We start from the raw sequence: 12,958 nt of genomic DNA on the forward strand, positions 1-12,958 counted from the left end.
AGCGGTAGCCCGCCCCAGAAGCGTCCCCGGAAAGCTACTCACTCCCGCTTCCCGTCGGATCCCGCGTATCCGTCGCGCACGCCGCGCACGCGAAGCAGTCCGACGGCGGCGATCAGCAGCACGGCGGCCACGGCGAGCGGTCCGGCGACGGCGGAACCGGTGTTCGACAGGCCGTTGCCGTTCCGCTCCCCGGAACCGGCCGCCTGCGCGGATCCCTGTCCGGCCGCGTTGGCATTCCCGGCGTTGGCATTCCCGGCGGCAGAGCCGGAACCGGCGTTATTCCCGGCCCCCGCGTTACCGGCACCATTCCCGTCATCCCCCTTCGCCACGTGCACGCTGTACGTGGCGGACTCGCCGAACACGTCGGCGACGCTCACCGTGTGGTCGGCGTCGTCGGCGGCGAGGGTGACGTCGCCGTTCTCGTTCGCGGCGACCGGCTTGCCGTCGACCTTCACGTCATTGCGGTAGTTGTAGGCCACGTGGAACGTCGTGTCGCCGGTGTAGGTCTTGCCGTTCTCGAGGCCCTGCACGGGCGCGGCGGCCGTGTTGTACACGGAGAGCGCGAACACGCTGGCGAGAATCGTGGCGCGTTCGATGCTGTAGTTGCCGGTGAACGGGTGGTCGTCGCTGACGACGGTGAACTGGTCCTCGTCCGAGGGCCACTGGTAGATGTCGCCGATCACGTGGTAGTTCTGCTCGGTGACGTCGTTGCGCCCGTCGCCGATGCGGTCGCCCCAGAAGATGTACACGCTGGGGATGCCTTCGCCGAATCCGAGCTTGGGCGTGCCGTTCGCGCCCGTCGCGCCGGTGATGGTCGCGTGGTCGGAGCAGTTGCCGAAGTACTGGAGGTCGACGGTGTCGTCGGGCCCCTTGGTCCACCATTCCGCGTACTTGCCGTCCGTGTAGTCCCAGTAGCGTTCGGCCTGGTGTTCGGCCACGTCGCCAGCAACGCTCTGCTGCGGCTTGCCGTCGGCGTCACGGTAGGGCGTGTGCACGGTGAGCACGCTGTTGCGCGTCTGCGAGGTGGCGGCCATGTCCATGTTGTAGTAGGCGATCACATGCTGCCTGCCCCAGTCGTTCGGGTACAGGAAGCTGCCGTAGAAGTGCGCGGAGCCGACGAGCCCGTCCTCCTCCGCGGCCCAGAGCGCGAACACGACGTTCACGTTCGTGGGGATGTTCCTCAGCGCCTTGGCGATGGCGAGCACGTTGACCGTGCCGGACAGGTTGTCGTTCGCGCCTTCCGCGCCGAACACGCTGTCGCGGTGCGCGCCGACGATCACGTACTTGTCGGACGACTGCGCGGCCTTCTTGACGGCGAGGATGTTGCTCGTGTGCGTGTTGCGGCGGTTCACGACGGTCGCCTGCACGCTCTGCGGCTTGCCGTCGGCCGCGCCGCTGCCGGCCGCGTCATTGTAGGTCGCACCGAGCTTCTTCACAATCTGCCGTCCGTCGAGGTAGGAGGCGAGGATCACCGGGATGGTGATGTCGCCGCCGGTCTTGGGCGCGGGGAACGGGTGCTCGGCGGAGGTGCCGCCGTCCGCGTTGACCGTGTACTTGCTGTGGAAGAACACGACGGCCTTCGCGCCTTTGGCCTGCAGCGCGCGGGCCGCGTCCGCGTAGGCGGTGCTGTTGCGGTCCCACTGGTCGTAGGTCTTGCGGTTGGTCAGCACGATCTTCCCGGCGACGTCGTTCGCGTTCGCGGCGACGGCGTCGTCCACGTCCGCGTAGTAGACGGTGTCGCCGGTGACGGTGGGCGTCTCGTAGCCCCTGTACACGCTGTCGTCCGCCCAGCCCGGCGCGAGCGCCGTGTACTCGCGTCCGTCGATGGTGACGGATGCACCGATGCGGCTGTTGACGCGGTCGTTGGCGAACGTGTCGAAGTAGTCGTCGGTCCCGTCCGCCGCGGTCGCCTGCGAGAACGGCCCGTAGCCGAGCTCCTTGAAGTCGTTCGCGAAGTAGTCGGCGCTCGCCTCGTCCGCCGGCGTTCCGGCGACGCGCGGTCCAATGTTGTCGTGCACATATTGCACGTTCTTCAGCATGTAGTCGTCGTCGATGCCGTCGAGCAGCGCGCGCTCGGTAGCGTCGAACGGCGCGGCATTGGTGGTGTTGGTTGCGGTTGCCGCCGCACTGGCCGTGACGGCGTTCGCGTTCTGTTGCGTCGCGTACGACGCCGGCGTGACGATCGCCGCGGTGGACAGCGACAGCGCGGCGGCGAGCGCGAGCGCCGCCGCCTTGCGCAGTCGCGCGGTTCCGTTGCGTCGCGTGGTCGCGGTGGACGTTGCGTTCGACGATGATGCGGATGACGTCGCGGTTGATGATGCGGTTGACGCCGCCGTGATCGATGCCCCGATCGATGATGCCGTTGCGGACGATGCGGTCATATGATGTTCCGCGCGGAGCATGACGCCCCGCGCTTCTCCTTCCTCTCGGTTTCCCCGTACCCGGCAGTAAACACCATCCGCCATGATTCTGTCCAACAACAAAAACATATGTGTCGTCATAGAGGCGGGTTATACAGATCAGAAGGTTCGGACACCGCGGATCTTGGCGCGGCCCAACGAACCGCGGCGCAAAGAATCCCGGAAATCATCAGCCATGTCCGGGAATATGTGCACCCACCACGACTCAGCGCAAGAAATCCGGGACGACAGCGTTATTGTCCGGGAATCTTTGCACTGAGACGGTCTCAACGCAAGAAATCCCGGAAATCGACGTGGATTCCCGGGATTTCTTGCGCGGCAACTGGTATTGCCGTCAGTCGCCCAGCGCAAGGCGCATGCGCGTCACACGATCACTGGCGGTGGCGACGGCGGATGACCATCACGGTGACGCCGGCCGCGCACGCGACCACCGCCACGATGACCACCGCCAGAATCGCCGATCCGGTGTTGGAAAGCGGGTTCCGATCGGACGAGCCGTTATTGCCGGAGACCGGTCGGGCCGTGCCTGTCACGGGACCGGCCCCGTTCGTGCCGGGTTCAGGCTTTTCCGGAGCGGCCGTCACCGTCACCGACGCGGAATCCGACCAGTCCGACGCGGACTCGCCGGTCAGTGCACGCACGTGCACCGTGTAATCACCAGCGGGGACGCCACTGATCACGGCGGTCGTCGCATCCGCACCAGATACCTTTGTCGAGTAGCTCTTCGCATCGGCTCCCGCCTGTGCAGGCAACACCTGGATTTCGTAGCCATTCACAGTCAGCAGCGAGTCATTGCCTTCCGGCGACTTCCACGCCACGGTGACATCGCCACCGCCACGGACCGGCTTCGATTGCGCCGTCACACTGGTAGGTGCCGCGGATTTCGCCGTAGTGCTCAATGGCAGGGTGAGCTTGGCATCGGCAGTGCTCACAGTGAAGTCGGACAAGCGACCGGTATCGGCCAGTCGAGTCGACGTATTGAAGATGACGAGCCCAAGCCGATGCCCGGCAGGAACCGTGTAGTCGGTGGCGTACGCGTCCCAAGAAATCGGATAGTACTCGTTGACCGGCGTTGGAGTAAGCGCGGTCAGCGAATCCTTGTGGGCGGTATTTACGTATCCGCGCGTGATCACATACGCATCGGAGGTCACTTTGCGTTCGGATCCGGTTGGCGAACAACCGTCGTCGTATTGACCTTCACCTCCGAGGCACAACATGTGGTTCTCGTCATATTCCACCGTGGATAGTGCGGGCGTGGCCTTGATGCGGGTGCCGTTGCCGTAATCGACGAGCGCGAACGATAGATTGGCATCGGCATCGGAGGCCTTGACCTTCAGCGACAGTGCAGGCGTACCGGAAATGTGGGCTGGGGCCTGCAACGGCTCCGTCAGATAAGCGAGACGATTCTCCTGAGGAATGGACCGTGCGCTGTCGAGCGGCTGCCCGAGCTGGTCAGTCGTCTCGTCCTCAACGCCTTCATCCACACGGTAGCCGCCGAAGCCCTCCTCAGTGCCGGAAACGGCATGCGCGCTGGTTCCAAGCGTTCCTGCGCTCGTACCATTCTTCGCGGAGTCGAGTGTCAACGTCACGTTCTTCGCGTCGGGCGTCGGCCAAGATGCATAGTCCTTCCACGTGCCGTCAGAAGACTCGACGGATGCCTGCGGCTCGCTCATGATGCCGTTGTCGATGCCGTACAGCCAATGGTCATACCACTTGTGCAGGGTGAGAATCCACTCGTCATGACGGTAGTATTTCGGATTATCGTGACCGTTCTGAGTGATCCAAATCTTGCTGGGCACATGATGCTTCTGAAGCAACTCCCAGTACTTATCCACGTTGTTCATCTTGGTGTTGAGATCGTTGACGCCTTGGATGAGGAATACGCTGGCCTTGATGTTGCCGACCTTATCCTCGTAGTTGCGCGCCGCCCAGAAGTCGTTGTAGTTGCGGGTGGAGAGCTCAGCCCCCTTGTTCATTGCGTTCCAATGGCCAGCGGCCGCGCACTTCGCGTTCTGAGTTGGATCAGTGACGAGCGAGTTCGCGAACGCGTCCGGTTCCCACCAGTTGCTGAGCTGCGCACCGTTGTTGCGGTACCAGTTGTATTGGCTGCTGATGGATTCTTCAGGAATGACGGTCTTGAGGCCTTCGACGCCGGTGACGGCAAGTGCGTTGGCCGCGGCACCATCGTATGATCCGCCTTCCACGCCGATCAACCCATTGGACCAGTCGGCTTTCTCCTCGTTGGCCTGGCTGCGGTTGGTAAGGGAACGATAGCCCTTGACACGACCGTTGAGCCAGTCGACAACGGCCTTCGCGGACGCGACATCATTCGGGCCCTCGATGTCGGTGCACCCTTGCGACAGTGCGGTGCCGGTGATGTCGAGCATGATGTACGCATAGCCGCGCGGCACGAAGAAGTTGTCGTAGTTTCCGGCGAACGAGGTCTGACGGCTGTTGGCCTTGTCGTTCATATCCTCATATTGCTTGGCCTGCAGATCGCCGTAGTACGGGCTCGCATCCATAATCGCCGGAATTTTCCTGCCATCGAGCTGCGTATCGCTGGGGCGGATGAAGTCGGCGCGGACGAGGTCGGTCTGCCCGTCCTTGTCGCTATCGATGCCGGTGTCGATGTATACGTAGTCGCGGGTGGCGTCTTTGTAGTCGTATTGGCTGGTGGTACCGCCCGGATAATCGTATTCCTTGTCCTGACGGGTTTTGCTCGGCTCGTCGTTCGCACCGTTAAGGCTGTACGTCCCGGCAGCACCATGGCTCAGGTAGTTGTCGGACAATTGCAGTCCGGTACGGCCTCCATCCGTTCCGGGACCGACGTTCACGGTCTGCGCCGAAGCGGCGCCATTCGTCGATTTCGGCGCAGCTGTGGCCGCTGTCGGCACGCCCAACGCCATGCCGACGGTCACACCCGCCGCAATCATAGATGCGATGACGCGCGTCATGCTGCGAACGCCTGCGCGACCGACGTATCTGGCACCGCGAGTGCCGTATCGACTGTCTCTTGCCTGCTTCACCGACTGCGAGGATGCCGATGATCGCCGGTTCCCGTCAAAGAGCTCCATGCCCCCCCTGCTTTCTGCGGCGCCGTCATTCCGCAAGAGGGGATTGCGCCGCGTGACGCATCATCGATAACCGAGACACGTCTCTCCCTTCTCCACTCGGCCACCATACTCACCTCGTGTTTCGGGAAACTGCTGATGGAAAGAAACTACAAATTCCCCAGACCGTGCGCCGTATATATATCCCACAGTATGCGAAGGTTGACTTCCAGGTATTCCGGCTTGGCCGTCCTGCATAGTACGACGGCCCAACTACACACTAAGAAGACCATCAGCAGAATCTGTACCGTCTGCAAACGCATACGCCATGTGACGGAACACAACGCACGCTTTTCGATTGTCTTCGAAGCTCCCCATCTCCAAGCCACGCTCTGAATTATGCCACTGACGAAGGGCAGCACGACTAGCATCAACGGCAACGCCCGCACCATGAACAGCAAAACGGAGTTAGGAACGAATACCAACATTATCAAAGAGTAAACACAAACAAGAATCATCAAAGACGACAAATATGCAACAAATTCATCACGCTTTGACACTAAGGAAATAATATATGAAATAATGAAACCGAATACAATAACAAACAATGCCACCCCAACACGAATTACGGTTTGATATCGTTCAAGCCCATCAATAGTCTTATCAATATGAGGCACATAAGAAAGCAATATGAAAAGCATGGGAAATGAAAACAAGATGCCAACAAACCAAATAGCAACAAAAGACATGAGTCTAGCTTCTACAGCAGAACGCATTTGACTTACAATAGGAAGATACCAAGGACGCAAGTCATTCAACGAGGGACGCCTAGCCCTACCGCGAATCAGTTTTTCCAACCGCGTTGCGGCAATATATGAAACAACCAATACCCAATCAACAACGCTCAACTTTTTCATATACGACTCTAATGTTGCACCGATATTAAACAATCGACTATCATGCATTACGAAATTTATTTTTTGTCTTTTTAAAAGGCGCAACGGAAAGATCACAATGAATCTTCCACAGCGCTTCCGCTTGAGAGATAATCACAAATCCCACCATAGTCTCACTCAACGTACTTACGAATCCGCTGGTCCCAGGTATGGGGAGAACCGGAAACACGAATATCACCAATGAGATTATAGGGAATACCGACGCCTCATGAATCAAGCCCAAGGAACGCCCACATTGCACAGCCATCCAAACAAGCACAAGTGCCCAAATGCTAAGAATGAGCAGAAAATATAATGTTACGTTAAGCACTTTATACTGTTTGCCAAACAGACGCTCCACTCCCAATGACGACATAATCAATAACGCTGAACATATTCCCTGAATCATGAACCATTTACCGTATTTCAACATAGCCATCATTCCACTTCCCTCATATGCCGATTTCAAAAATCACAAAACTCACCAGGAGAACATTCAGTTTTCTTACTCATTCCCATATCCCAACTATTTGCTATACGACCAAGCACACGGGAATCCATCCATTCCCAAAAAGGATGTCCGACATACTTAAAACGGATAAGGACATAGCCTGAAGCCGCAAAGGATGCCGGCATCATACCATCCATCTTTTTATACCCAATCAAGGAACCCGTTCTCGTAAACAAATCCTCTCCAAGTTTGAAACCAGAGTTCTTTTCTGTTTTAATATTATTGCAATATACAGCACTAACTATTTTCACATGAAAGGGATATTCGCTTTTTAATACCACATTGTCCCAGATTTGCCTCGGCTCGACGTTGTCGGCCGACACGAAAGCATTCACTTCAAACGCATACCCAAAAACACTATCTTTAGTCGGCATATTTACGGCAACATGAACGTTCTTAGCTTGCAACGACTTGTTTTCCGCTGAATTGGCTACATACACGCGCGCCTCATATTCTTCCCCATCTTCCAGTTCGATAGTGTCCATCCACCCATTAACTGATTTCTTATCCCATTTGTTTTGATCAACGTTACGCACTCTGAAGAAATTGCGCTCGTCTCCGACATCAGGATTGTCCGTTATTGAATTGAATGTGTTGTACGGAGCCGGATTCTCCATCGTGAAGGTCTTCCGCTCCGGACCCCACGCATAGGCAGATGGCGCACATATCGCCAGAGCCAGCACCGCACCTGCACAAGACGCCAAAATCCTTTTAAAACGCCACATCGCGATTCCCCCAATCTCCTTCGATCGCCCCCACTCTACCACCGACAGCCGCACGATGTTCGGGCAGCATGCGGCGATTCCCTACGCGCACTCCACTCCTGACATGCACAAATACAAATAGGTGGGGGCACGCGATAGATATCACGTGCCCCCACCGAATATAGTCAGCAACAAGCTATCGTTCACACCTGCTACGGAAGCGTGTGCGAATCAGCACACCACTGGCACCTGCGCCGAGGAGAAGGATGGCTACGGCGACCACGGTCGCGGTATCGGCACCGGTGCCGGGCATGGAAGCAGGTTGCTTCGTCTTCGTATCGGAGCCACTCGCCGTATCCGACTTCTTGCCGGTGGCATCGGAACTGCCCGAACCGGAACCGGGTGTTGCACCCGTACCGGAGTCATTCCCCGGCTTCGCGGTCAGCGCAGCCAAGGCCGTATCCAGATCGCCCACAGCCGCGGTCACCAGATCGCTCTGTTCGCTACTGAACGTGGTGTTGTTCTTCAGCGACAACGCCTCCTCGTACGCTGTGGTCAGCGTCACCACGGATTCGTCCGTGTACTTGTCAGTCCCTTCCGACGAGCCGAGAATCGTCTCGGCCTTTGCAATCGGCTCATCGAGTGCGGACTTGTCCAAGCCGCTCATCGCCGGGTACATCGATTGGTAGCCGGCGATTGTGCGGACGGCGAGTGCATCGTACATCTTCGAGTACAGCCTTGCCTGGAAGTTCGTGATGCGGAATCCGGCCTGTGACAGGTTCATCGTGCGGTATTCGAGGTTGTCGGGATCGTACGTGCTCTGCGCGAACGTCATGTCGGCGGAGGCATCGGCGGACGCGCCCTTACCGCTGCCGCTCGTGTCGAGCGCACTGCCGGTCGCGTAGTCGAAGCGCGTGCCGTTCTTGCCGGACCATGCGTTGATAATCAGGCTGGACGTGCGGAACGGGTCGCTGCCGACTCCCGCGTAGTTGTATCCGGCGATCGGCTTGCCGCTGGACACGGTCTCGCCGGAATCATCCACCGAGTACACGGGGTTGCCGTCCGCATCGAGCGGATATCCGTCGGGTCCCCACACGTTGTCGCTGACGACGCCGAGTCCGTCACGGTCCGTATAGCTGCCCATGCGGGTTTCACGGTACCACGCGTTGCCGGTAGTGGCGGTCGGGTGCAGCAGGAGTTCGGCGCCGCTCGCCGCGTAATAGCGTCCAAGTTCCGGGTAGAAGTGGCCGTCGCGGCAGATGTCGATGCCCACCTTGAGCGCCTTGCCATCCTTGCCCTTCCACTCCGGCATGTCGAACATGACGGGGGTGTCGCCGGGCACGGACCAGACCTTCTCCTCGTTGCCGGCACGATGCATCTTCTGGTAGGAGTCAGTATGACCGTCGGGGAAGCAAATCGCCGCGGAATTGTAGACCTTGCGGATGCCATCACTGTCGGTGATCGGCCCACCGTCGGGCATTTCGGGCAGCCCGAAGATGATGTACATACCGTATTCCTTGGCGGCGGCAGCCATCTTCTGTACGGAGGGGCCACGCGACGTGTCGCCGTCCGCGCCCTTCACCTTCTCGGCGAGCAGCACCTGCATGTAGTCATTGCTGTTCGCGAGCGTCTTGTTGACTTCCGGATTGGCGGTGTGGGCGTCGTTCTTGCCGGCCGGATCGGTGCTGTCATAACCGGTGAGAATCGTCTCGGGGAACACGATGACATCCACGCCCTTCTCGTGCGCCTCCTTGACGTAGCGGAGCATCATGTCGACGTTCTTCTCCTTGTCGCCCCAGACACCGCTGACGTTCGCGACCGCGGTGGTGGGACCGTCCTTGGAGCCGAAGGCGTACGACAGTCCGTCGCCGCTTTCCTGCTTATCAGCAAGTTCCGCGTACCACTTCGCGTAGTAATCGGGGTGGAAATCGTTCGCGACCTGCGTGGTGCTGCCGGCGCCGAGGTGCAGATCCGCGTCGTTGACGAGCGCGCCTGCCTTCGCGGTGACAAGCGTGCCATCGGTGTTCTGCCCGGCATAGTATTTCGCCGAACCGAACCCACCCTGGAGGATGACGCTGCCGCCCGGGAAATCGTAGGGCTGAGTGCCATCGTCGCCCTTGTATCCATCCGGTCCGACGAGGTCGGCGCTGGCGATGGTCAGTCCGTCACGCGATGCGATGGATTCGAGACGGTTGCGGTAGTACCATTCCCAGCCTTTCGTGTCCTTCACGCCGTCACCATCGATGTCGGTGTAGCTGCGTGACGTGGCGGTGGGGTTGACGAGCAGGCTGACACCTTGCGCCGCATAGTATCGTTCGATCTCTGGTTGCGCATACGTGTCGTAGCAGATGCTCAATCCCATCAGGCCCCATTCGGTCTGGAGGATGACCGGCGTGGTGCCGGGCGTCGCCCAGTCGCCTTCGACGGGTGCGATCTTCTGATAGGAGGTGACCTTGCCTTCCGGTGAAATGGCGAATGCGGAATTATAGGCGTGGTCCGTGTCTCCGGGAATCTTCTCGGAGGTGCCGTAGATGACCCACATGCCGTCGGCCGCCGCAACCGCGGCGATTTCGCGTGTGATGGGGCTTTCCGTCGTCTCCGCCTGCGAGACCGCCATCTTATAGTCAGGCGAATCCGGGTCGGAGGAGTACACGTATCCGGTGAGCGCCATTTCAGGGAAGACGATCATTTTGACGCCGGCAGCATGCGCATCGGCGATGTACTTGAGCATGCTCGCCTTGTTGGCCTGCTTGTCGCCCCATTTCGGAGCGAAATTCACGACGGAGAGCTGCCCGGCGGGAATCGTGCCACTGGTCACGGTGGCAGCGGACGCGGTCTGACTGCTGGTGAACGGATCGGCGTAGGCGGTGGCGGTGATGCTTCCCGCCGCGGCGGATGCCAGTCCGAACGTAGCGAGCATCGCCACACCGCTCATCGCGGCGGCGAATCTGGTGAATATAGGACGACGCGTTTGCTCCCGTCGGCGCAATGGGTTCGACATGACGCTTCCTCTCTCTCATGGCTGCGTGATGATCCGCACGACATCGGCCATGCCGGAATCACGATTGAGAGGCATCATCGTCGCCGCTGTTTGCAACAGCGAATCCATACGGTTTCCGATTCGGGAACACGACGTTACCGACGGTTTCCCAACGGTTTCCGTGGGGTTTCCACGCGAATCGAGGCGTCATATAATGCCACCGCAGCAAAACACACCTAATTACACGATTGCGTACCATATGACACGATTGCGTACCTAATTGCACCATTGCGCACCGTTGCGAACTCATCTCTCTGCCCACTGATGTCCGAACAGCGTTTCCGCTTCCTCGTTCACCGAATCATCCGATGTATCGTTGTTGCGGAATGATTCAGCGCTGACTCCCCGGAAGTAGGTACGGATGGCACCCCAAACGCGTACGAGCACAACCCCCAAGCCCACAACACCCATCCCTATGTTGAACGACCTGCCGATCATGGACAAGCCCCAACTCGGCTACGAAGCCTATGCGAATACATTGGCCGCAATCATCTGTGGTGACGATACGAGCGATAACGCAAACGGCTCCGCACTCGATAACACGCCGATGACCATCGGACTGTTCGCACCATGGGGAAGCGGAAAATCCACGCTGCTGAGCAGCATCCAACAGAAAGTCGAAAAGCAGTCGAGGCAACAGTCCATCGTCATCAGTTTCAATGCATGGCACCACGAGCGTTCCTCCAACCTTGATCAGGAACTCATCGGCGCAATGTATCAAGCGGTAAAAAATATGCTTGAACAGGAGGAAAGCACCAAGAAGCATACCCTGTCCGACCATGCACGTACCGCAATCCAATACATGAAAAGCCTTCTCGCCGGGTTGGCACATGCAGCGGCCAATACAACTGTCACTGTTGGCGCGAACGGTCCCGTGACAACGGAATTCACCCTCGCCCAATACGCCAACGCAATCCCTGACCTTAAGCAATCGGCCAATCCCACGTTGAAGCGTGTATCCGAGATACTGGAAACACTTCCATTCAACGAGAACAGTTTTTCCATGTCTCAGGCTCTCGACCTGCTTGCCGGATGCCTAGCGGTAGCCAACAAACGGCTCGTCATTCTCATCGACGACTTAGATCGTTGCGCCCCGGACAGCATCACTCGTTCCATAGAGACCATCAGTTCCCTGACCGGACGAGCCGGCATGATTTTCGTGCTTGCCTTGGATCGTAACTACATCGTCAGTGCTTTGGAGACGCACTACAAATCACACGGCAGCGCCATCGACGGAACCCGGTATCTCGAAAAGATCATCCAGCTGCCATTTACCATCCCGCTATCCGAATTCTCCCAGAACGCCGGCACACAGGTCACTATCGAAAATCTCGTAGGCAAGAAAAGCTGGGGGAAGATCCTGGGCACTTGGCTTGACAGAAGTCTCAAGGATGATGTACGCATAATCGCACTGGAGGCATTGCAATCCAACCCACGACAGACGAAGCGCTTCATCAACACGTTCCTGTTGCTGTCAAGCATGTTCTGGGACCGACTGCACGACGCAGCCGAACCGGTAGATCAGAAGGCGTTCCTATATCTGTTGGGATTGCAGGTCTCGTGGCCGGGCCTTTACGCGAAAATCGCACAATACGTCAACACCATCGACGCCGAACAGTTGGAGACCAAGCTCTCCTCCCTCGACTTCATACATGACATCACCGAGAGCGAAGAGACATCCGACGATACCAGCCAGCAGACGAACGGCCTCCCGTCGTCGGTTTCGAACGTCATTGGCAAAAATGAGTTCCTATATGCGCAACGGTACCTTCGCAACCAAGTGTTCACCGACATGAAGCTCAGCACCGTCAAACGCATCATGCAGATTACGCCGATGGCCGTGAACCAGACAACGGATTCCGTAGGTCGGGACTTCTCCAAATGGAATTGGACCGAGGAGGGGCATGCCGCATACAAAATCGGCAAGCAGGAAATTCTGGAGCGAATCGCACATAAATTCGCCCAAGATAACCCCCACATCGACAGAGATACCTTCGAACAACGCCTAGGGAAGGAGATCCAGGCGGCCGTACCCAAGAGTTCCCTTGCCCCGACTGCCCGTTTCGACCGTAACCGCCTGTTGGTGGTCGTTACATCCGCCACCGATGACCGCGAAGATCGCATCCTGAGCTTCGACAACGATAAGAATCTCTACGCGATGAACGGAGGCTGTGGATACCCGTATCAGCAGTCGTTCGGAACATATATCCAACGACCAGTCATCGAATACTTCCGCGATAAGAAGCACTATCCCATCGAGCAGGATCACTGATTGTGTGCGCTTAGCAGCATAAATGC

7 protein-coding genes are annotated in these 12,958 nt (G+C 58.2%); 1 reads left to right on the top strand and 6 read right to left on the bottom strand.

The annotated features are described in order from the left end of the window. Positions 1–38: 38 nt before the first annotated feature. From AC1AYX_RS06495 to AC1AYX_RS06520, 6 genes are all read right to left on the bottom strand, one after another. On the bottom strand, positions 39–2,381 hold the full coding sequence (locus AC1AYX_RS06495) for a M28 family peptidase (RefSeq protein WP_476502747.1): 2,343 nt from the start codon (positions 2,379–2,381) through the stop codon (positions 39–41). 410 nt (positions 2,382–2,791) lie between these two features. After that, a complete protein-coding gene (locus AC1AYX_RS06500; protein WP_476502748.1) occupies positions 2,792–5,374 on the bottom strand; it encodes a CocE/NonD family hydrolase in 2,583 nt (860 codons plus the stop codon). 266 nt (positions 5,375–5,640) lie between these two features. Continuing rightward, complete coding sequence (locus tag AC1AYX_RS06505) at positions 5,641–6,435, bottom strand: hypothetical protein (RefSeq protein ID WP_476502749.1); 795 nt, start codon at positions 6,433–6,435, stop codon at positions 5,641–5,643. Beyond that, positions 6,428–6,847 (bottom strand): hypothetical protein, encoded by a 420-nt coding sequence (locus AC1AYX_RS06510; protein WP_476502750.1) that lies wholly within the window; start codon positions 6,845–6,847, stop codon positions 6,428–6,430. The genes AC1AYX_RS06505 and AC1AYX_RS06510 overlap by 8 nt, the downstream gene beginning before the upstream one ends. A 23-nt stretch (positions 6,848–6,870) precedes the next feature. Continuing rightward, on the bottom strand, positions 6,871–7,695 hold the full coding sequence (locus AC1AYX_RS06515) for a restriction endonuclease subunit S domain-containing protein (RefSeq protein WP_476502751.1): 825 nt from the start codon (positions 7,693–7,695) through the stop codon (positions 6,871–6,873). A 121-nt stretch (positions 7,696–7,816) separates the two neighbouring features. Beyond that, positions 7,817–10,540: a nitrilase-related carbon-nitrogen hydrolase gene (locus AC1AYX_RS06520; RefSeq protein WP_476502801.1), complete on the bottom strand. Its 2,724-nt coding sequence runs from the start codon at positions 10,538–10,540 to the stop codon at positions 7,817–7,819. A 556-nt stretch (positions 10,541–11,096) separates the two neighbouring features. Between AC1AYX_RS06520 and AC1AYX_RS06525 the strand changes: the two genes are divergently transcribed. Further along, entirely contained in the window at positions 11,097–12,932 is a 1,836-nt protein-coding gene (locus AC1AYX_RS06525) for a KAP family P-loop NTPase fold protein (protein ID WP_476502752.1), read from the top strand. The last annotated feature ends 26 nt before the right edge of the window (positions 12,933–12,958 follow it).

It is taken from the genome of Bifidobacterium sp. LH_419, assembly GCF_056356955.1.